The sequence below is a fragment of the Amycolatopsis sp. NPDC043885 genome, assembly GCF_056435685.1.
The window spans coordinates 218,520-239,686 of the sequence record NZ_JBWKEA010000006.1; the positions used below are offsets into that span (position 1 = coordinate 218,520).

15 protein-coding genes are annotated in these 21,167 nt (G+C 69.8%); 6 read left to right on the plus strand and 9 right to left on the minus strand.

Annotation, left to right across the window (positions count from 1 at the left end; all coding sequences use genetic code 11):
* Positions 1–152 precede the first annotated feature (152 nt).
* The 3 genes from AC069I_RS20490 to AC069I_RS20500 are packed head-to-tail and all read left to right on the plus strand — an operon-like array spanning position 153 to position 4,842.
* The gene (locus AC069I_RS20490; protein ID WP_478266192.1) at positions 153–2,591 is read left to right on the plus strand and encodes a GcvT family protein; all 2,439 of its coding nucleotides are present in this window, start codon (positions 153–155) and stop codon (positions 2,589–2,591) included.
* Positions 2,588–3,733 (plus strand): N-methyl-L-tryptophan oxidase, encoded by a 1,146-nt coding sequence (gene solA, locus AC069I_RS20495; protein ID WP_478266193.1) that lies wholly within the window; start codon positions 2,588–2,590, stop codon positions 3,731–3,733. The genes AC069I_RS20490 and solA overlap by 4 nt, the downstream gene beginning before the upstream one ends.
* Entirely contained in the window at positions 3,730–4,842 is a 1,113-nt protein-coding gene (locus tag AC069I_RS20500; protein WP_478226292.1) for an aromatic ring-hydroxylating oxygenase subunit alpha, read from the plus strand. The genes solA and AC069I_RS20500 overlap by 4 nt, the downstream gene beginning before the upstream one ends.
* Positions 4,843–4,871: 29 nt before the next feature.
* Here the strand turns inward: AC069I_RS20500 and AC069I_RS20505 are convergent, their stop codons facing one another.
* The 3 genes from AC069I_RS20505 to AC069I_RS20515 form a co-directional block, all read right to left on the minus strand.
* Positions 4,872–5,504: a dTMP kinase gene (locus tag AC069I_RS20505; RefSeq protein WP_083650100.1), complete on the minus strand. Its 633-nt coding sequence runs from the start codon at positions 5,502–5,504 to the stop codon at positions 4,872–4,874.
* A 191-nt stretch (positions 5,505–5,695) separates the two neighbouring features.
* Complete coding sequence (locus tag AC069I_RS20510) at positions 5,696–6,463, minus strand: hypothetical protein (protein WP_478226291.1); 768 nt, start codon at positions 6,461–6,463, stop codon at positions 5,696–5,698.
* Entirely contained in the window at positions 6,460–7,029 is a 570-nt protein-coding gene (locus tag AC069I_RS20515; protein ID WP_478226413.1) for a papain-like cysteine protease family protein, read from the minus strand. Before AC069I_RS20515 ends, AC069I_RS20510 begins: the two co-directional genes overlap by 4 nt.
* A 355-nt stretch (positions 7,030–7,384) precedes the next feature.
* On the opposite strand from AC069I_RS20515, the gene AC069I_RS20520 reads away from it, so the two are divergent.
* Positions 7,385–8,353, plus strand: coding sequence for a hypothetical protein (locus AC069I_RS20520; protein ID WP_478226412.1), 969 nt, complete (start codon positions 7,385–7,387; stop codon positions 8,351–8,353).
* A gap of 63 nt (positions 8,354–8,416) precedes the next feature.
* Here AC069I_RS20520 and ahcY read toward each other — a convergent pair whose 3' ends face one another.
* Positions 8,417–9,889 carry an adenosylhomocysteinase gene (ahcY, locus tag AC069I_RS20525; RefSeq protein WP_478235193.1) on the minus strand — a complete coding sequence of 491 codons (1,473 nt, stop codon included), beginning with the start codon at positions 9,887–9,889 and terminating at the stop codon, positions 8,417–8,419.
* Between the two features lie 92 nt (positions 9,890–9,981).
* On the opposite strand from ahcY, the gene AC069I_RS20530 reads away from it, so the two are divergent.
* Positions 9,982–12,276, plus strand: coding sequence for a hypothetical protein (locus tag AC069I_RS20530; RefSeq protein ID WP_478266241.1), 2,295 nt, complete (start codon positions 9,982–9,984; stop codon positions 12,274–12,276).
* Between the two features lie 44 nt (positions 12,277–12,320).
* On the opposite strand, the gene AC069I_RS20535 is transcribed toward AC069I_RS20530, so the two are convergent.
* The 3 genes from AC069I_RS20535 to AC069I_RS20545 all read right to left on the minus strand — a co-directional run bounded on the left by AC069I_RS20535 (position 12,321) and on the right by AC069I_RS20545 (position 15,992).
* The gene (locus AC069I_RS20535; RefSeq protein ID WP_478226289.1) at positions 12,321–13,025 is read right to left on the minus strand and encodes an LPXTG cell wall anchor domain-containing protein; all 705 of its coding nucleotides are present in this window, start codon (positions 13,023–13,025) and stop codon (positions 12,321–12,323) included.
* A gap of 259 nt (positions 13,026–13,284) precedes the next feature.
* A complete protein-coding gene (locus AC069I_RS20540; RefSeq protein WP_478226288.1) occupies positions 13,285–14,805 on the minus strand; it encodes an amino acid permease in 1,521 nt (506 codons plus the stop codon).
* 272 nt (positions 14,806–15,077) lie between these two features.
* A complete protein-coding gene (locus AC069I_RS20545) occupies positions 15,078–15,992 on the minus strand; it encodes a cation diffusion facilitator family transporter (RefSeq protein WP_478226287.1) in 915 nt (304 codons plus the stop codon).
* A gap of 143 nt (positions 15,993–16,135) precedes the next feature.
* Here AC069I_RS20545 and AC069I_RS20550 point away from each other — a divergent pair, with 143 nt between their 5' ends.
* Positions 16,136–19,144: an AfsR/SARP family transcriptional regulator gene (locus AC069I_RS20550; protein ID WP_478266194.1), complete on the plus strand. Its 3,009-nt coding sequence runs from the start codon at positions 16,136–16,138 to the stop codon at positions 19,142–19,144.
* Positions 19,145–19,202: 58 nt separating this feature from the next.
* On the opposite strand, the gene AC069I_RS20555 is transcribed toward AC069I_RS20550, so the two are convergent.
* Positions 19,203–19,712, minus strand: coding sequence for a hypothetical protein (locus AC069I_RS20555; protein ID WP_478226285.1), 510 nt, complete (start codon positions 19,710–19,712; stop codon positions 19,203–19,205).
* Between the two features lie 189 nt (positions 19,713–19,901).
* Entirely contained in the window at positions 19,902–21,125 is a 1,224-nt protein-coding gene (gene manA / locus AC069I_RS20560; RefSeq protein WP_478226410.1) for a mannose-6-phosphate isomerase, class I, read from the minus strand.
* Between the last annotated feature and the right edge of the window lie 42 nt (positions 21,126–21,167).

Below are 21,167 nucleotides of genomic sequence, written 5' to 3' on the forward strand. Positions count from 1 at the left end.
CGACCTCTTCGGGCTCTTGACAGCGCGCCCGCACGTGCCGCACTTTGTTGCTGAAGACGGAACAACGTGCCTCATCCGCAACAGCGCCTGTCACCCCGATGCCCTCGTGTCCTTTGTGGATTCTCCAGGGCAGGCAGGAGGTACCCCGCATCATGCCCCCAGGACCCCGCGTCGTCGTGATCGGCGCAGGCATCGTCGGCTGCGCCCTCGCCGACGAACTCACCGAACGTGGCTGGACCGATCTCACCGTGCTGGACCAGGGCGACCTGTTCACCACCGGCGGGTCGAGTTCGCACGCACCCGGTCTGGTCTTCCAGACCAACTCCTGCCGCACGATGACCGAGTTCGCCGCGTACACCGTCGCGAAGTACGGCGCGCTCGACCTCGACGGGAACCCGTGTTTCCACACCGTCGGCGGGCTGGAGGTGGCCACGACGGCGGAACGGCTCGCCGATCTCAAGCGCCGGCACGGCTGGGCCACCGCGTCCGGCGTCGAAAGCAGGCTCGTCGAGCCGGACGAATGCGCCGCGCTGCATCCGCTGCTCGATCCGGCCAAGGTGCTCGGCGGGTTCCACATCCCCTCCGACGGCCTGGCCAAACCCCTGCGTGCCGCCGAGGCGCAGGCACGCCGCGCGATCGCGCGCGGCGCGAAGTTCCTCGCGCACCAGAAGGTCGTCGGGATCGAAGGGTCGGGCGGCCGGGTCACCGGCGTCACCACCGAGACCGGGAGCTTCCGCGCGGACATCGTGCTCTCGTGCGCCGGGATGTGGGGGCCGTTGCTCGGCGAACTGGTGGACCTCGCGATCCCGCTCGTTCCGATGGCGCACCAGTACGCGCGCACCAGCCCGCTGCCGTCACTCGCCGGCGTGACCGAGGAGGCCACGCGGCCGATCCTGCGGCATCAGGACGCCGATCTCTACTTCCGCGAGCACGTCGATCGGATCGGCATCGGCGCGTACGGGCACCCGCCGATGCCCTTGCCTCCCCACGAAATCGGCGCCGGCGAGAGGATGCCGTCGGAACTCGCGTTCACCCCCGCGGATTTCGAGCCGTCCTGGGCCGCCGCCGTCGACCTGCTGCCGTCGCTGGGCGAGACCAAGGTCGAGGAAGGCATCAACGGCCTGTTCTCCTTCACCCCGGACGGGATGCCGTTGCTGGGCGAACACCCGGAGCTCGACGGGTTCTGGGTCGCCGAAGCCGTCTGGATCACGCATTCGGCGGGAGTCGCCAGGGCCATGGCGCGGTGGCTGGTCGACGGCCAGCCCGGCGTGGACCTGCACGGGTGCGACCTCGCCCGGTTCGAGCAGGTGCAGCTCGCCCCGGACTACGTCATGGCCCGTAGCTGCCAGAGCTTCACCGAGGTCTACGACGTCGTCCACCCCTTGCAGCCCATGGAAGATCCGCGACCGCTGCGAACGAGTCCCTTCTACGAAAGGCAGCAGGAGCTCGGCGCGTTCTTCCTCGAAGCGAGCGGCTGGGAGCGTCCGCACTGGTACGAGGCGAACGCGGACCTTCCGGAGGTCGCTCTCATCCCGGAGCGCAACGACTGGGCCGCGCGGTACTGGTCGCCGATCGGCGGCGCCGAAGCGCTGGTCGCGCGGCAACGGGTCGCGATGTTCGACATGACCTCGCTGAAACGGGTGGAGCTCACCGGCCCCGGCGCGTTGCCGTTCCTGCAGACGATGACCACGAACCAGCTCGACAAGAAGCCCGGTTCGGTCACCTACACGCTGTCGCTCGACGAGGACGGCGGCGTGCGCGGCGACCTGACCGTCGCCCGGCTCGGCGCCGAAAGGTTCCAGGTCGGCGTGAACAGCGCGATCGACATCGACTGGCTGCGGCGGCATCTCCCCGGCGACGGTGCCGCGCAGATCCACGAGACCACGCCGGGTACCTGCTGCATCGGCCTGTGGGGACCGCTGGCCAGAGCGGTACTGCAGCCACTGTCCACAACGGACTTCTCGCACAAGGCGATGGGCTACTTCAAGACGAAGCAGGCGTACGTCGGCCAGGTGCCGGTGACCGCGATGCGACTGTCCTATGTGGGCGAACTCGGCTGGGAGCTGTACACGAGCGCGGACCTCGGCCGCCGTCTGTGGGACACGCTCTGGGAAGCCGGGCAGGCACACGGGATCATCGCCGCCGGCCGGGACGCCTTCTCCAGTATGCGGCTGGAGAAGGGATACCGGCTGTGGGGAACGGACGTCACCGCCGAGCACGATCCATACGAGGCCGGGCTCGGCTTCGCCGTGCGGATGGACAAGGGCTACTTCATCGGGCGGGACGCGCTGGCCGGTCGCTCGGAGGAAACGGTGACCAGGAAACTGACCTGTCTCACCGTCGACGATCCGTACTCCGTCGTGCTCGGCAAGGAGCCGGTGTTCGCCGACGGGCGTCCCGCCGGGTACGTCACGAGCGCCGCGTACGGCTACACCGTCGGCAAGAACATCGCGTACGCCTGGCTTCCGCTGGAGTTCGCCCAGCCGGGCAGGCCCCTGGAGATCGAGTACTTCGGCGAGCGGATCCCCGCCGTCGTCGCGCGTGAACCGCTGTTCGACCCCGGCATGAACCGGATCAGGAGCGCCGCATGAGCCACTACGACGTCATCGTCATCGGCCTCGGCGGGATGGGCAGCGCCGCGGCGTACCGGCTCGCCCGGCGAGGTCAGCGCGTGCTGGGCATCGACCGCTTCGCGCCCGTGCACAACCTCGGGTCCAGCCACGGCGGCTCGCGGATCACCCGGCAGGCGTACTTCGAGGATCCCGCGTACGTCCCGCTCCTGCTGCGGGCGCACGAACTGTGGGACGGGGTCGAACGCGACTCCGGCCGGAAGATCTTCACCCGGTGCGGCGGGATCATGCTCGGCGGCCCCGAGTCCAGGACGGTGTCGGGAAGCCTTGCCAGCGCCCGGAAATGGGAGCTGCCGCACAAGCTGCTGGACGCGGCGGAGATCCGGCGCCGGTTCCCGACGATGAACCCGGACGATCACGAGATCGCGCTGTACGAGGAGAACGCCGGGTTCGTGGTGCCGGAAAGCAGTGTGGCCGCGCATCTCCAGCTCGCCGCGCGGGCCGGGGCGGAGCTGCACCACGAAGAGGAGGTCCTTTCGTGGCGGGAGACGTCCACCGGTGTCCGGGTGGGGACGTCACAGAACTTCTACACGGCGGGACAACTGGTGATCTGCCCCGGCGCGTGGGCGCCGGAACTGCTCGCCGAGCTCGGCATCGTCTTCACCGTCGAACGCCAGGTCCAGTACTGGTTCGCGCCGTCGGGCGGGGCGGAGCCGTTCCGCGCCGGACGGCATCCGATCTACGTCTGGGAAGGCGCGAACGGCCGCCAGTTCTACGGTTTCCCCTCGCACGACGACGCCGGGAGCGTGAAGGTCGCGTTCTTCCGCGGCGGTGAGACCTGCACACCCGAGTCCATCGACCGGACGGTGCACCCCGAGGAGGTCGGCGAGATCTCGGAGTTCGTCCGGCGAAAGATGCCGGCGCTGCCCGGCACCTTCCTGCGCGGGGCGACCTGTATGTACACGAACACGCCCGACGAACATTTCGTCATCTCCCGCCATCCCGCGCACGAACGCGTGGTGGTCGCCTGCGGGTTCTCCGGGCACGGCTTCAAGTTCGTCCCGGTGGTCGGTGAGATCCTCGCCGACCTTGTCGTGGACGGCGCGACCGGGCATCCGGTCGCCCTGTTCGATCCCGCCCGGTTCGCCGGAGTCCCGAGATGACGAGTCTCATTCCCACGCTGAGTGGCGGCTACTACACCGATCCCGCGATCTTCGCTGCCGAGCAGGAAAAGATCTTCGAACGTCAGTGGTTCTGCGCGGTCCGGGCGGCGGATCTGCCGTCGGCCGGCGACTTCCGGACCGTCCAGGTCGGACGGGAGAGCGTGCTCGTCAGCCGCGGACGGGACGGCGGACTGCGGGCGTTCCTCAACGTCTGCCGCCATCGCGGGGCCCGGTTGTGCACCGACGAGTCCGGCACGGTGAAACGCGCGTTCCAGTGTCCGTACCACGCGTGGACGTACGGGCTCGACGGCGAGCTGATCGCGGCGCCGAACCTGGCGAGCCTTCCCGGCATCGACCGTTCCGAATACGGGCTGCACGCCGTCCGCCTGCGCGAATGGCTGGGTTACGCGTGGGTCTGCCTCGCCGCGGACCCGCCGTCGTTCGAGGACGACGTCGAAGGCGCGGTGCGGGAACGGCTGGGCGACCTGGAATCGATCGAGCGGTACGGTCTCGACCGGCTCTCGGTCGGGCGCCGGATCACCTACGACGTCAAGGCGAACTGGAAACTGATCGTCGAGAACTTCATGGAGTGCTATCACTGCGCGACCATCCATCCGGAGCTGACCGAGATGCTGCCGGAGTTCGCCGACGGCTACGCGGCGCAGTACTACGTCGGGCACGGCGCCGAATTCGGCGAGGCCGTGGACGGCTTCACCATCGACGGCACGACGGGCTTCGACCGGCTCGACGGTGTCGCGGACGAGCAGGACAGGCGGTACTACGCGATCACCATCCGGCCGCAGGTGTTCGTGAACCTGGTGCCGGACCACGTGATCTTCCACCGGATGTACCCGCTCGCGCCGGACCGGACGGTCGTCGAATGCGACTGGCTCTATTCCGAGGAGGTCGTGGCGTCGGGCCGGGACGTGTCCCGGTCGGTGGAGTTGTTCCACCGCGTCAACGAGCAGGATTTCGACGCCTGCGAACGCTGCCAGCCCGCGATGGCGTCCCGCGCCTACCGCGGCGGCGGGGTGCTGATGCCGTCCGAACACCACATCGGCGAGTTCCACTCCTGGCTGCTCACGCGTTTGGAGGACGAAACGCGGTAGTTGCGCGCGCAAGTACCGCATTCAGAGGACTAAGTGCGGAGGAGGGAGGTGGCGAGCGCCGGGGTGTCCACGCCGGCGACGCCGTCGAGGACGTGCCAGGGCGCGAGCCAGCCCGTCGCGGCGAGCTCGTCGTAGACCACCGAGCACCGCTTCTGGAGCGCGTCGTCGGTCTCGAAGGAATCCCGCGCGCGGTCGGCGTCGCTCTCCGCGCGCCGCTGCGCGCGGTCGGCGGCGACGTCGGCGGTGACCCGGAGCAGCAGATGCGCGACGGGCACCGGCAGGCCGAACCGGTCGATCTCCAGCTCCTTGAGCCAGCGCACGAACTCGCCGTCCGCGCCCTGGTGGAGCCGGGCGGCGCCGTACGCCGCGTTCGACGCGACGTACCGGTCGAGCAGCACGACGTCGTGATCGCCGAGACGAGCGCGGATCTCGTCGGCCGCGCCCCGCCGGTCGAGCGCGTAGAGCATCGCCATGCCGTAGACGGAGTCGGCGAGGTCGCCGTGGCCGCGGTGCAGCGCTTCCTTCACGAGGTCGGCGTGCACGCTTTCGCCGTACCGCGGGAACGCGATGGACGTGACGCTCGCCCCGGCCGCGTTCAGCGCGCCGGTCAGCGCGTCGGCGAGGGTGCGCTTGCCCGCGCCGTCCAGACCTTCGATCACCACGAGTCGTCCCACGCGCTCAGAATATGACCAGCACCGCGAAGCGGTTCCGTTGAGGGCGGTGGCGGGGGCATGGATGGATGACCAGCACCGCGAAGCGGTTCCGTTGAGGGCGGTGGCGGGGGCATGGATGGATGACGAGGTGGTCGACCGGCGGGCCAGACGGGTCAGCTCACGTCCGGCCCACCGGTCCGCTAGGGGACGCGCCTCTTCGAGTGCAGGAAGAAGCCGGCGACACCGATGAGGAGCAAGCCGCCGAAGATCAGCAGCGGCACGAAGCCGGTGTCCTGCGCGTCGGGCGCGGGGCCGCCGTCGCCGCGCGGCATCACTTGGGCGTTGTAGCCGCCTGCCTTGCCCTCCTGGGCGTACGGCGAGTTCGCGAGCATGGCGCCGTACCGGCCGGAGACGGTCTTCTGGTACTCCGCGAGGGTGGCCGAGGCGCCGCTCGCGTAGCCGCTGGCACCCGAGTCGAGCAGGGTCACCCGCCCGTCGCGCAGCGCGTACCAGGCGTCGACCTGGGGTTCGTGGAGCAGCGTCGCACCGGCGGGCAGCCGCCGGGCCAGTTCGCTTTCCCGGTCACCCGACGCGATGTTGCCGACGCGCCAGACGCCGTCGTCGCCGCGGACCGACCAGACGGTCGCGGTCCGCCCGTCGGACGCCGCCACCGGTACCGCGACGTAGGCGAGCCGCCCGGCGACCGCGCCGTCACCGGCGACGAAATCCCTCGAAAGCTCGTAAACCGGGAAGGATTCGTCGACGACGCTCACCGACGGCGCAGTGCCCGAACCACCCGTCTGTGTGAAGAAGCGGCCGATTTCGGCACGCAGCGTGGGGTCGTCGGCAGCCGCCTTCGCGGCCGCGAGATCTTCACCGGACAGGTGATCCGCGCGCGCTCCGGGCGCCGAGACCAGCAGCGCGACCGCGACCAGCCCGGCGAGCCCGAGGAACTTCCGCGCGCTCATCGCCGGATCCCGGTGAGCGTATGGGTCCAGGTGAAGGACTTGTTCGCCGAGTAGAAGTCGTAGGTCGACCAGTTGTAGCGGTTGCCGGTGGGCAGTGGATCCCCCCACGAGATCCACTTCCGGCCGGCGTCGTGGCCGTAGAGAACGTGCATGTGGCCGCCGCCCGCGGCCCAGCCGACCCGCGTCTGGACGGGCTTGCCGTCGCCGGTCTGGGCCTGGACGGCGGCGAAGGGGATGCGGCTCTTGAGGTAGTTCCCCGGGGCCGCGAAGCCGAGCTTGCCGAAGGCGCGCCGGACGTCACCCAGCGTTCCCGGCTCGTCGGCGCACTCCCGGCGGCGCTCGTCGTGGGCGATCCGGCAGAATTCGTTCTGAGTGACGGTCACGCCGTGGTGTGCCGCGATGGTGTTGCCGGAAGCCACCCAGCACCACTGGGACTTCTCCTGCGTCTGCATGGCGATGGGGTTCTGGCGGGCAGGCGGCGAGGGCAGCGCGCTCGCCGGGGTCTGGATCGCCAGCCACGCCACGAGACTCGCGGCGCCGGCGGCGCAAAACCTCCTCGAGAACACAGGCACGACGGGCCTCCTGGTCACCATGGCGAACCAATGTGGTCACAACGGTGAACAGCAGGCTCACACAGAGCAAGATGGGCACTCGGCGGAACGGACCGTTCCGGGGCGTTTCCACACCCCGGAACGGTCACTCTTCCGGGGTCAACCACCCCGAACGGGGGACGTAGTGTTCACAGTGCGCTGCTAACGTGAACGTTCCGCGGTGTTCACGCTCAGCGCACACACTGGTCTGGTGAAGGGACGAGCGGTGACACGAGACGGTGCCGATACGTTCTCGGCGGGAAAGCTCGCCTCGACTCGAGCTGACGCGTCCTCGGCGGGAGGGCATGCCTCGAACGACGACACCCCGACGATCATCGACGGCACGCGCCGTCAGCCGCTCGAAGCCTTGCCCAAAGAACTCGTCGAGGCCCTCCGCAGCGGCGAATTCCACCACGCGCTCCGGCAGGCGATCGCCTACCGGGGCCTGTCACTCGCCCGGCTCCGCGCCCACCTCGGGCTCCGCGGCGTCCAAATCGGACAGTCGACGTTGAGCTACTGGCAGCGCGGATTGCGGCAGCCGGAGGTGCCCAAGGCGCTGCCCGCGGTGCGTGCGCTGGAATCGGTGCTGCAACTGCCCCCGGACGCGCTCGTCGTGCTGATCGGACCGCGGACGGCGCGGGCGCGCGGACACCAGATGGCCGCGTCGTTCCACGACATCCGGTCCGGCGACATGGGCTCGATCGTCGACCAGCTGCTGGCCGAACTGGGCGCGTACCCGTCGTCCAATCGCTACAACGCCGACCTCGAGATGCTCTCGGTGCACGACACGATCACCTTCGACGCCGCGCACCGGCAGGTCGGCCTCCAGACCCGGCTGGTGTGCCGGGCCCGGCGGCACGGCCCGGACCGGTACGTCACCGTCTACAACGGCGACCCGGGCTGCAACATCGGCGACGTCGAGCTGATCACCGCCGAGGGTTGCCGGGTCGGCCGGATCCGGCGCAACGCCGGGGCCGAGACGATGGCCACCGAACTGCTCTTCGACCGGAAGCTCGCCGAGGGCGAGATCCACGTGTTCTGCTTCGAGGTCCGCGACGACTCCGGCACCGCGTCGCCGGGGTACTTCCGGATGCTGCGGGACCAGTGCTCGAGCTACCTGGTGCAGCTGAAGTTCGCGCTCGGCGCGCTGCCCGCCCGCTGCACCCGGCAGTTCCGGACGCGCGACGACGCCGTGCCCGTCGAGTCCGAGGAGCTGCCCCTCGACATGGGCGGCGTGACCAGCGGTTTCTTCAGCGACGCCGGGCCGGGGCTGGCCGGTATAGAGGTCGAGTGGCGCTAGCGCGTGCCATGAAAGGTCCTTTCCTTGCGAATTTTGCAAGGAAAGGACCTTTCATGGCAGTCGTCAGTACCGGTAGTGGTCGGTCTTGAAGGGACCTTCGACGTCCACGTCGATGTACTCGGCCTGCTCCTTGGTCAGCTTCGTGAGCTCACCGCCGAGCGCGTCGAGGTGGATCTTCGCGACCTTCTCGTCGAGCTTCTTCGGGAGGCGGAAGACCTCCTTGTCGTACTCCTCGTGCTTGGTGAACAGCTCGATCTGCGCGATCACCTGGTTGGAGAAGCTGTTCGACATCACGAAGGACGGGTGCCCGGTCGCGTTGCCCAGGTTCAGCAGGCGGCCCTCGGACAGCACGATGATGCTCTTGCCGTCCGGGAACACCCACTCGTCGACCTGGGGTTTGATGGTGATGCGCCGGATGCCCGGGTAACGCTGCAGGCCCGCCATGTCGAGCTCGTTGTCGAAGTGGCCGATGTTGCCCAGGATCGCCTGGTGCTTCATCTTCGCCATGTGCTCGACGAGCACGACGTCCTTGTTGCCGGTCGTCGTGATGATGATGTCGGCCTCGCCGAGGACGTTCTCCAGCTTCTTGACCTGGTAGCCGTCCATCGCCGCCTGCAGCGCGCAGATCGGGTCGATCTCGGTGACGATCACCCGCGCGCCCTGGCCGCGCAGCGATTCCGCGGCGCCCTTGCCGACGTCGCCGTAACCGCAGACGACCGCGACCTTGCCGCCGATGAGGACGTCGGTACCGCGGTTGATGCCGTCGATCAGCGAGTGCCGGATGCCGTAGCGGTTGTCGAACTTCGACTTGGTCACCGCGTCGTTCACGTTGATCGCCGGGAACAGCAGCTCACCGGCCGCGGCGAGCTGGTAGAGCCGCAGCACGCCGGTCGTGGTCTCCTCGGTGACCCCGCGGACGCCTTCGCCGATCTTGGTCCATTTGCCGGTGTCGGCCGCGACGGAGGCGCTCAGCAGCTGCAGGAACACGCGGAACTCGTCCGAGGTGTTCTCGTCCGGGGCGGGGACGACACCGGCCTTCTCGAACTCGGTTCCCTTGTGCACCAGCATGGTGGCGTCACCGCCGTCGTCGAGGATCATGTTGGGACCCTCGCCGTCCCAGGTCAGCATCCGCTCGGTGCACCACCAGTACTCCTCCAGCGACTCGCCCTTCCAGGCGAACACCGGGACACCCTTGGGCTCCTCGGGGGTGCCGTGCGGGCCGACGACGACCGCCGCGGCGGCGTGGTCCTGGGTGGAGAAGATGTTGCAGGAGGCCCAGCGCACCTCCGCCCCCAGCGCGACGAGGGTTTCGATCAGGACCGCGGTCTGTACGGTCATGTGCAGCGAGCCCGAAACCCGGGCTCCCCGCAGGGGATAGACCTCGGCGTACTCGCGGCGCAGCGCCATCAGGCCCGGCATCTCGTGCTCGGCGAGGCGGATCTCCTTGCGGCCGAACTCGGCGGCCTCGAGATCGGCGACGGCGAACTCGATGCCGTTGCGGGTGTCGTGCCGCTTGGCAACGCTTTCGGGGGTCATATGCGCGCTTCCTCCAAGGTTGGATGACATCGGAACAGTACCGTTGTCGGCTCAAAGCCCACTGGAACGGTTTGGAGGTCTTCACCGTGGTCATGCCGGGTCCCGATACCCGCGTCGTCGAAATACGCGTACCCGGGCTAGTGGGCACGAGCGGTGAAAGCCTGCTGGATTCGACGTCGGTGGTCGACGTCGCGGGCGATGGGATCGGCAGGCTGATCCGGCCGTCGGACCGGCTGCGCCGTCCCGCTCCCGGTCCGGTGCTGCCCGCGCTCGGCCGTTCGATCCCGCGCATCCTCGAAGGCTACCTGTGGAGCGGGATGACCTCCGGGGGCGCGGCGAAGGCGACCTGGGCGCTGCTGTTCCCGTTCTCGCTGGCGAACGTCGCGCACTGGATGCTGCCGCCGGTCCCGGAGGGCAAGCGGTTCGCGGCCCTGCTCGGCACGGTTTGCCGAGGGCTGCTGCGGGTGGCCTCGCTGTTGCTGACGATGTTGCTGATCAGCCAGCTCGCCGTGGTCTCGCTCGACCTTTTCGCCGCGCAGTGCCTCGCGCCCGGTTCGACCTGTCTCGAAGGGGCGCCGTCGTTCCTGCGGGACTTCGCGCCGCTGCGGACGGCGATCGGGGTGCTGCCGCTGCTGGCGCTGATCTTCGTGCTCGACCGGATCCCGTCGTCGGACTGGCGATCGCGGAACAGGCTGCACCGCGTCCCCAGTTCGAGCCCGCTGCAACCGCAGGACCAGCCGCGGACGCCCGGCCTGCGCACCCTCCACACCGTCGCCGCCTTGACCTGTGTCGCGCTTCCGCTGCTCGGCGGGCCGTTCCGGCTGCCGTCCGCGACGTTCGACCTGATCGTCTGGATCTGCGCGCTGGCGCTCGTCCTCGCCACGCTGGTGGCCTCGACGGTCGGCTTCTCGGCCGGGCCGGTGATCCGGGGCGGGCTGATCGGGGTCGCCGTCGTCCTGGTCGGCATCGCCGTCGTGCGCCGGACGCCGCTGCCCGCGGGGCTCCCTGGCGGTGGGCTCGGTGGAGCGGACGGGACGGTCGAGGCGCTCGGGGCCGCGATGGTCGCGGTGACCGTGCTGTTCGCGCTGATCCTCGTCCCGGCGGCCCTGCTCGGACGGCCGGCGTGGAAGCACCTGCCGCACCGGCTGCGGCCGTGGCTCGGCGGGTGGGCGGCGGCGCCGGTCGTCGCGCTGGCCGGTCTGCTCGGCGGCGGCTTCGGCGCGGGGCTCGCGGTCGCGCTGCGGCAGCTGGTCGGCGCGAGCGAACTCCGGCTGCCCGACACCTACGCGCTCGTGACCGTGTTGTGGGGTGCCGGTCTCGCGCTCGCCGTCGTGCTCGGTGTGCTGGGCTTCGCGGTCGCCGTCCCGCTGCGACGGCTGCGCCGCGGCATCCCGAAGATCGTCGCGCTGATGGAGATCGACAAGGCACAGGAAGAGGAAGCCGCGAGTGCCTGGGCGCGTGCGTCGTGGGAACGCAAGCACCTGCACCATCTCGCGCTCACGGTGGCGCTGGCGATGGCGGCGGGCGGCGGGGCGCTCCTGGTGCTGCGCTTCGGTTTCGGCCCGCTGCCGGGCTGGTTCAAGCCTCTCTCCGCGATCGGCGTGTTCGCGCTGGGCGCGATGGCGGCCGGGCTGCTGCGCGTCGTGTTCGCCGCCGCGACGACCCCCAAACGCAGCCGTCACCTCGGCGCGCTGGCGGATCTCGTCTGCTTCTGGCCGCGTGCCGCCCATCCGACCGTTCCGCCGAGTTACGCGCTCAAGGTCGTGCCGGAACTCGCGGACCGGGTCAAGGAACATCTGGCCGATCCGGGCACCAGGGTCGTGCTTTCCGGATACAACCTCGGCAGCCTGCTGACCGTGCTCGCCGCGGCACGCGTGATCGCCGATCTCCCGCCGGAGGACCGCGACCGGGTCGGGCTGCTGACCGCGGGGTCACCGCTGCAATGGGGTTACCAGCGTGCCTTCCCCGCCATGCTGCCGCAGGCGCAGCTGGCCGGACTGTTCGAAGGCCTCGACGGCCGCTGGCGTGCGCTGTGCCGCGGCACGGACATCTTCGGCGGCGGCGTCACGACGTGGCGTCATCGCGTGGTGGCCGGGAAACTGCTGGGCGACGGCTACCTGCCCGGCGGCGGGACCGGGCCGCTGGCCGCCGAGGCCGACGATCAGGGCGTCCTGGTCCTCGGCGGCGACCACTGGCTGCCCGACCCGATGCGCGGGCCGACCGGGCGGCACCGCTGGGCACCCGGGGTCCTCAAGCACACCGACTACGTCGTCGACGCCGAATGGGACAACGCCGTCGCGATGGCCGCCGGCCTCGGCAGGCCACGCCCGAAGAACCCTTGGGGCGAGCAGGGATCGCTGTTCGGGGACTTCCCGCAGATGCGCTGAAGGCCCCCTTCACGAGGAAGAGGGCCTTCAGGCGTCAGCTAGCTTCAGTTGGCCTTGCGGCGCAGGCGCAGCAGGACCAGGACGCCGGCACCGGCCAGGACCAGCAGGCCACCGGCCCACAGCAGCCAGGCGTTGTCGAAACCGGTGTCCGCGAGGCCGCCGCCGTTGCCGCCGTTACCGTCGACCACGGGGGCCGGGGCGGTGGTGGTGCTGCTGGGGGCTTCCGACGTCTGGGACGGCTTGTCCGGGGAAGTCGGGGCCGTCGTCGGCGGCTTGGCCGTGGTGGTCTTCGTCGGCTCGGTCGGCTTCGTCGGCTCGGACGGCTTGGTCTTCTCACCGCAGACGAACCAGTGGCTGATGTCAGCCTGCTGGTCACCCTTGTTCAGCGGCGAACGCAGCTGCGTCCACGGCGGGTTCTCGGGCAGCCCCTTCTCCCCTGGCACGTAGACGTTGTAGCCATGGCCGCCCTTGACCACGATCGCCGTGACGGTGACGCCCTTGGCGACCGCGGTGATGTCGAGGTACTTGTCCTGCTGTGTGCCACCGGTGAAGGTCAGGTCCGAGGTGGGCAGGACCTTGCCCGGGACCTTGGCCCCCTCGCAAGTGGTGGCGTTGCGATCCACGACCTGGGTCGCGCGGTCGTCGCTGCGGGTCGCGAGGGCGGTGCCTGCGGTCCCGACGAGGGCCACGGCGGCGAGGGCGACGACGGTGACGGCGGAACGAACACGCCGTCTGGGCTTGGTCTGCATTCGGAGCTCTCCTGTACCGATCGGGGGAACAAACGAGCGAAGCGCGGCGCCACCTCCGAGGGAACGCGGTCAACTCGCGGTACTTCTGCAGGAGTCGCGTTAACCCATCAGGGGGGAAGCAAGGTCCCGGACGGTATCGCACACGGATTTTACGGCGGCACCGGGACCCCCGGGTGTTATCACTCCGAGACCGGACGGGCCAGGGACGAAAACGGCCCACCATCCACAAAGGAATGGTGGGCCGCCGAAACGAGAATGATCAGTCCGAAACGGACGTCGGCACCTCGCCCTTGTCCTGCTTGCCGAGCAGTGATCGGCGACGGCTGTAGGCGAAGTAGATGACGACGCCCAGCGCCATCCACGCCAGGAAGCGCAGCCACGTGAGCACGGTCAGGTTCAGCATCAGCCACAGGCAGGCGACGATCGCCAGGATCGGGATCACCGGGACCCACGGCACCCGGAAGGCGCGGGGCAGATCGGGCCGGGTCTTGCGCAGCACCAGCACGCCCGCCGAGACCAGGACGAAGGCGAACAGCGTTCCGACGTTGACCATTTCCTCGAGTTTGTCCGCCGGGAAGAACGTCGCCGCGACCGCGACCAGCCCGCCGACGACGACGGTCGCGCGCTTCGGGGTCCCGTTCGAGCCGGTCTTCGCCAGGCCGCGCGGCATCAGGCCGTCACGCGACATCGCGAAGATGATCCGGATCTGGCCGAGCATCAGCACCATGACGACGGTCGTCAGACCGGCGAGGGCACCGACGGAGATGATGTTGGCCGCCCAGTCGACGCCGTTGGCCGCGAACGCGGACGCGAGCGTCTTCTTGCCGCCGTCACCCGCCGAGGTGGCGAGATCCTTGTAGTTCACCATGCCGACGACCACGAGCGACACGGCGACGTACAGCACCGTGACGATGGCGAGCGAGCCGAAGATGCCGCGGGGCACGGCCTTCTGCGGGTTGCGGGTCTCCTCGGCGGTGGTCGCGACGATGTCGAACCCGATGAACGCGAAGAACACCAGCGACGCGGCGGCCAGCAGGCCGAAGACGCCGAACGCGCTGCTGCCGCCACCGGCGATCAGCGAGAAGAGCGACTGGTCGACGCCGGTCGACGCCGACTCCGCGGCGGGCTGGGCGTCCGGGACGAACGGGGTGTAGTTCGATCCCTTGATGTAGAAGATGCCCAGCACGATCACGAACAGCACCACCGCGACCTTGATCCCGGTGATCACCATGGAGAACCGCGAAGACAGCTTCGTGCCGACGGCGAGCAGCGTCGCGAGCACCAGCACCACGAGCAAGGCGCCCCAGTCGACCGGGATCGGGCCGAGCTCGAACGTCGTCTTCGTGCCCTTGCCGAAGATGTAGGAGAGCACGGTTTCGAGGTACGCGGACCAGCCCTTCGACACCGCGGCCGCGCCGACCGCGAGCTCCAGGATGAGGTCCCAGCCGATGATCCACGCCATGAACTCGCCGAACGTGGCATAGGAGAACGTGTACGCGCTCCCGGCCACCGGGACGGTCGACGCGAATTCCGCGTAGCAGAGGGCGGCCAGTGCACAGGCGATGGCCGCGAACACGAAGGCGAGCGAGACCGACGGGCCCGCGAAGTCACCGGCCGTCCGCGCGGTGAGGGTGAAGATACCGGCACCGATGACGACGGCGACCCCGAAGACGGTCAGGTCCCACGCGCTCAGGTTCCGCCTGAGCTTGGTCCCCGGCTCGTCGGTGTCCGCGATGGACTGCTCGATGGATTTCGTACGCCACAGACCGTTTCCGGGCACCCTGGACCTCCTACACCTGACTGCGGTTCAAGGGACCCTATCCTCCGCCCGGATCGCCAGCGCGGTGGGAGAGCAACGAAGTACCGGGAGGTCTTGGCGGTGATCGCCGGAGTACGCGGGGTTACTCCGGATGGCGGTCGCGGCCCCGCCTCCGGAAGCGAGCATCCGCCCCGGCCCGGCCCCATCACGCGCCAACGCCATGAAAGGTCCTTTCCTTGCAAATTCTGCAAGGAAAGGACCTTTCATGGCACGTGAAGCGAGCGGAGACCGGCTCAGGCCAGCGCGCGGTCCAGGTCCGGCTCCAGGTAGATCAGCTTCGCCGTCGGCACCTTCGCCCGCACACGCGCTTCGGCGTCGTCGATGGCCTGCGCGATGTCCGCGGTCTCCAGCCCCGGCACCAGCGCGAGCTTCGCGGCCACCAGCATCTCGTCCGGGCCGATGTACAGCGTCCGGATGTGGATGACCCGCTCGACCTTGCCCGCGGCGAGTTCGTCGACGATCACGTCGAGGTCGGTCTCGGAGGCGCCTTCGCCGATCAGCAGGCTCTTCATCTCGATGATCAGGATGATCGCGATGATGCCGAGCAGCACACCGATCGTCACGGTGCCGATGCCGTCCCACACCGGGTCGCCCGTGATCACCGAAAGCCCGACACCCGCGAGCGCGAAGACCAGACCGAGCAGCGCGCCCGCGTCCTCCAGCAGCACCACCGGCAGTTCTGGCGTCTTGGCCTGGCGGATGAAGGCCCACCAGCCCGCGTCACCCTTGATCTTCTTCGACTCCTGGATCGCGGTGTAGAAGGAGTAGCACTCCAGCCCGATCGCGACCACGAGGATGCCGACCGCCACCAGCGGCGAGGTCAGGGCCTCCGGCTCGCTGATCTTGTGGATGCCCTCGTACAGCGCGAACACCGAGCCGAGGCTGAAGAGCATCAGCGCGACGATGAACGAGTAGAAGTACCGGTCCCGCCCGAAACCGAACGGGTGGGTGCGGGTCGCCTTGCGCTGCGAAGTCTTCTGGCCGAGTAGCAGGAGGCCCTGGTTCGAGGTGTCCGCGAGCGAGTGCACGGATTCGGCCAGCATCGAGGACGACCCCGTGATGAGGAAGCCGGTGAATTTCGCGGCCGCGATTCCGGCGTTCGCCACGAGCGCGGCGATGATCGCCTTGGTTCCGCCACCTGCAGACACGTGCAACTCCCCAATGGTGTCCCGATATGCCGGGTTCGAAGGCTAGCAGTGCGGATGAGCCCGGACACGGCGGGCGGGACAGGTCACAGAATTGTCGGGCCCCCTCGCTAGTCTCGCCCCTCTCATGACCTGGGGAGGTGCCCGTGCCGCGATTCGGCGTGCTCGGACCGCTGACGATCGAGAGCCCGCCCGGGCGGCGCACGACGCCGCGCGGCGATCACCAGCGCGCCCTGCTGGCCGTCCTGCTGCTGAACGCGAACTCGTCCGTCCCGGTCGACGCCCTGGTCGAGACCCTCTGGCCGGACACGCCACCGAAGTCGTATTCCTCGAATCTGCACACGTACGTCTCCCGCCTGCGGGCCCGGTTCGAGGGGCTGGAGATAGAGCGGGATCCGCACGGCTACCGGCTGGTGGTCGAGCCGGCCGACCTCGATCTGCTGTCCTTCCGCGAAGCCGCCGCGGCGGGGAAGGCGGCGGCGCGAGCGGGCGATCCGGCGGCGGCCGCCGGGCACTACCGCCGGGCGCTGGCGGAATGGCGCGGGCCGGTCCTTTCCGGACTGCACGTCCCCCGGCTCGACGCGGACATCGCCCGCCTCGAGTCGGAACGTCTCGCCGCCTTCGAAGACTGTGTCGACGCCGAACTGTCCGACGGCAGGCATGGCGAACTCACCGGTGAACTCCAGGCGATGATCACCGAACATCCCCTGCGCGAGCGGCTGGCCGCGCAGCTGATGATCGCGCTGCACCGCGCCGGACGGCAGGCCGATTCGCTGGCCGTCCACCGTGATCTGCGCGCCACCCTCGTCGAGGAACTCGGAGTGGAGCCCGGCGCCGAGGTCCGCCGGGTGCACGCCGCCGTGCTGCGCGGCGAGGATCCGGTGCCCTCGGTCAAGGCGGCGCCGGTCTTCCCGATCTGCCAGCTGCCGCCGGACATCGCGGATCTCGCCGGCCGCGAGAGCGAGATGGCGAAGCTCTCCGCGCTGCTCGGCGACGGCAAGGGCGTCCCGGTCGCGGTGATCACCGGCGAACCGGGCGCGGGCAAGTCCACGCTCGCGGTCAGCACCGCGCACAGGCTCCGCCGGTCCTTTCCGGACGGTCAGCTGTTCGTCCCGTTGGCAGGCGCCTCAGACCCCCGCGAACTCGCCGACGTCCTCGGCGACCTGTTGCGCGCGCTCGGCGTCACCGGTCCGGCCATCCCGGACGACGTAGAGGCCAGGGCGGCGGTCTATCGCGGCCGCCTCGCCGATCGGCGGGTCCTCGTGGTGCTCGACGACGCCGCGAGCCCCGACCAGGTTCGCGCGCTGCTGCCGGGAACGCCGGGCAGCGCGGTGCTGATCACCAGCAGGCAGCGGCTTTCCGGGCTCGCGGGGGCGGATCGGCTCCATCTCGCGCCGCTGTCCGGCGCCGAGGCGATGACCCTGCTGGCGCGGTTGGCCGGGCCGGACCGGGTCGGCGCCGAACGCGCGGACGCGGAACGCATCGCCAAGGCCTGCGGCAATCTCCCGCTGGCGTTGCGGATCGCCGGCAGCAGGCTCGCGATGCGGCCTGGTCTTCCGCTCGGGAAACTCGCCGGGAAACTGGAGGACGAGGTCTCGCGCCTCGACGAACTCCAGGTCAGCGATCTCCAGGTCCGCGGCAGTATCGCGTTGAGCTATCAGGCGCTGAGCCCGGCGGCGCGGCGCGCGTTCCGGCTGATCGGTCGCTGCCGCACCCTCGACCTGCCCGCGTGGGCGGTGTCGACGCTGATCGACAGTGCCGACAGCGAAAACGCCGACGAGGCCATCGACGAACTCGTCGAGGCCAGCCTGCTCGAAGCCACCGGTCTCGATCCGACGGGCGAGCAGCGGTTCCGTGTCCACGATCTCGTGCGCTTGTTCGCCACGGAACTCGGCCGGGCGTTGGAGACCCACGCCGAGCGGGTCGCGACGGTCGCGAAGGTGTCGGACGCGGCGCTGTGCCTCGCCGACACGGCGGCCCGCCGCTTGCCGAGGACGGTGCCGATGCCGTTGTCGGATCACGACGTGCCCGCGCAGCCGTTGGCCGGCGAGCTGGTCGAGCGGCTGCTGCGTGACCCCGGCACCTGGTTCTCCGTGGAGCGGGCCAACCTGGTCACCGCCGTCTCGTCGCTGTGCGCCGTCGGCTGGCGGCGGAAAGCGTTGCGGATACTGGAAAGGCTGAGCGCGTACCTGTACTTGCACAGTCATTACACCGACATGCGGACGGCGTACGAGACCTTGCGCGACGCCGCCCGCGAGGCCGGTGACAGGCACATCATGGTCATCGCCGAGGCGAACCTGGCGGTACTGCTGCACGTTCGCGGCGAGTACGAGCTCGCCGCCGAGGGCTACCGCGAGTGTTCGAAGGAATTGGCGGAGCTGGGCGACATTTCCGCGCAGGCGTGGGTCGAGACGAACCTGGCGCGCTGCCTCGTCGGGCTCGGCAGGGCGGGCGAATCCCTGCACGCCGCGACCCAGGCCCGCGAACTGTCCACTGTGGAGGAAAGTGGGGCGTACGCGCGGCAGGCGGAGTCCGCGGCGTTGCACCGCCTCGGCAAGATCTCCGAGGCGCTGGAGATCGACAGGCGTAGCCTCGCGCACGCGCGCGAACGCGGCGACGAACGGCAGCTCGGTGTTGCCCTGCAAGGACTTTCGTGGTCGCTGATGCTCGACGGCCGCCCGGAGGAGGCTTTGGCGACGATCGAGGAATCGGTCCGTGTGCTGCGCCGGACGACGGCGAAATCGGCGCTGGCGAAGTCGTTACGCACCCAGGGCGCGATCCTCGCGGGCGCCGGACGGCGGGACGACGCGGTGAAGGCCTACGAGAACGCGCGACGGCTGGCCGGAGCGCTCGAAGAACGACCGCGAGAGCTTTCGTGCACGCGCGCGATCGCCGCGAGCTGGATCGGCGACGGGCGGGCCGATCGCGCGATTCCCGTGCTGCGCCAGTGCCTTGACGAATTCCGCGCCATGGGCGGGAAACCCGCGACGGCCCTCACCCTGCACGTGTTGCGCAGGGCGTACGAGGCCGTCGGGGAAACGAACGCGGCCGAGGCGGCGGGCGAAGAGGCGAAGCGATTGGAAGTCCCCCACGACGCCAACGCTTCGACCCTCGTCCGGTTGCTGTTGTCGCTCACCGAACCCGCCCCGGCCTGACCGGGGGGTGCCCGACCCCTCAGACGGGCACCACCCGGAAATCACCATCAGTCCGGAATCACACCGCGGCGAGCCGTGGTTCTCGCCGTCCGGCGGAGAACCAGGCCAGCACGATCACCAGCACGCCGTTGGCCGCGGCGTCCCACACCGGCGGCGCGGCGGGCCCGAGGCGCGCGACCGCGAACACGTTGATCAGCCCGGCGACGGTCAGCATCACGCGGACGGGCTGGCTGCCGGTCACCACCAGCGCGGCCGTGAGCAGCACCTGCGCGCCGAGCGAGACGAGCACGACCAGCGGAAGGCTCAGCCTGCTCTCCGCGCCGGCGGCGAGTCCGTGCAGACCGGAGCCCGCGGCCTTGACGGACTCGATCGTTTCGCCCGCCAGCCCCGACAGCGCCTGCGCGGAGCCGACCAGGTCCTGGCCGCTCGGCAGCGGGAGCACCAGGTCGACGACCGGGACGAGCACGGTCACCACGGCGGCTCCGAGCGCGGCGAGGAGGGCGGTGGGGCGCGCGGAGACCGGCACCCGGTAAGCGCGTCCGCTCGCCGCGTCGGGATGGGAAGTCACTGCTGCTGCTCCTTGGCTATCGACATCCGGGGCGAGCCGACGCCAAGCGCCGGGTCACCCCTTCGGGTGATAGTTGCGGAACCCACCACACGGAACGCACACACTTCGGCCTAGCGCGCACGCGTTCAGTCCTCTGGATGCGGTCCTTGCACACGCAAGTACCGCATCCAGAGGACTGAACGCGAGGAATCAGCAGGTGCCGGCGGTGGCGCGGAACACCTGGGTGCGCTCCCCGGACAACGGACGCACACGGACCTCCGGATCGGCGGCCGGGAGCCACACCGACTGGCCGCGGCGGAGTTCGACCTGCTCGCCGTCGTCGGCCGTCACCAGCAGGCCACCGGCGGTGCACAGCAGGATCTGCGGCCCGACGTCGTGGACGGCGACCTCGCCGCCGTCCCCAGCGTCCCATTCGATCCGCGACAGTTCGAACTCCGGCGCGTCGGTGCGATACACCGACAGGCGCTCCTCGCGTTCTCCGCTCTGGACCGGCATCTCGCCACACGCGAAGTCGACGACGCGCAGCAGCTCCGGCACGTCGACGTGCTTCGGGGTCAGCCCGCAGCGCAGGATGTTGTCCGAGTTCGCCAGGATCTCGACGGCGGTGCCGTGCAGGTACAGGTGCAGGTTGCCGGCGGGCAGGTAGATCGCCTCGCCCGCGCTGAGGGTGAGCCGATTGAGCAGCAGCGCCGCGAGCACCCCCGCGTCCCGGGGATGCGACTCGCCGAGCTCCAGGATGGTGCGGCATTCGACGTCGAACTCGCCGCGTTCCTGGACGTGCTTCACGCACGAATCGAGGACCTCGGGCAGCAGTTCGTCGAGCGCCGCCTGCGGCAGCGTGATCCAGGTGGTGAACAGCGCCCGCAGCCCGGCCGGATCCGGCTGGGCCTCCAGCAGCACCGCGTACTTCGCCAGCCCGGGCGTCTCGATCGCCTTCAGCAGCGCGATCGTGCGTTCCGGGTCGCGGAAGCCCGCCAGCGCGTGGAACTCCGTCAGCGCGCAGACCAGTTCCGGTTTGGCCGTCGGGTCCGGGTAGTTGCGGTTCGAGGCGTCGCGCGGGATCCCCGCCGACTCCTCGCGCGCGTACCCCTCCGCCGCCTGCGCGGCCGACGGGTGCGCCTGCATCGAAAGCGGCTCTTCGGCCGCGAGGATCTTCAGCAGGAACGGCAGCCTGCCGCCCCAGCGGCCGGCGCAGGTCGTGCCGAGCTGACCGACGGGATCGGCTTCGACGAGCTCCAGCAGGCTCCGCTCGGTGCCGTCGGGGCCGATGACGTGGGACGGGTCGCCGGGGTGGGCGCCCATCCACAGTTCCGCCTCCGGATGCGGCGCCGGCACCGGGCGCCCCAGCAGCTCGGGGATCGTCGTTCTGGACCCCCACGCGTAGGGCCGCACGGCATTGCGCAGCAGCTCCACTGTCACCTCAACTCCTCGCCGGGCACGGGTGGTGTCGGCCCT

Bases quoted from the DNA above. Each gene is read 5' to 3' on its own strand.
- AC069I_RS20490 (WP_478266192.1), top strand. From the start codon at position 153: ATGCCCCCAGGACCCCGCGTCGTCGTGATCGGCGCAGGCATCGTCGGC.
- solA (WP_478266193.1), top strand. From the start codon at position 2,588: ATGAGCCACTACGACGTCATCGTCATCGGCCTCGGCGGGATGGGCAGC.
- AC069I_RS20500 (WP_478226292.1), top strand. From the start codon at position 3,730: ATGACGAGTCTCATTCCCACGCTGAGTGGCGGCTACTACACCGATCCC.
- AC069I_RS20510 (WP_478226291.1), bottom strand. From the start codon at position 6,463: ATGAGCGCGCGGAAGTTCCTCGGGCTCGCCGGGCTGGTCGCGGTCGCG.
- ahcY (WP_478235193.1), bottom strand. From the start codon at position 9,889: ATGACCCCCGAAAGCGTTGCCAAGCGGCACGACACCCGCAACGGCATC.
- AC069I_RS20530 (WP_478266241.1), top strand. From the start codon at position 9,982: ATGCCGGGTCCCGATACCCGCGTCGTCGAAATACGCGTACCCGGGCTA.
- AC069I_RS20535 (WP_478226289.1), bottom strand. From the start codon at position 13,025: ATGCAGACCAAGCCCAGACGGCGTGTTCGTTCCGCCGTCACCGTCGTC.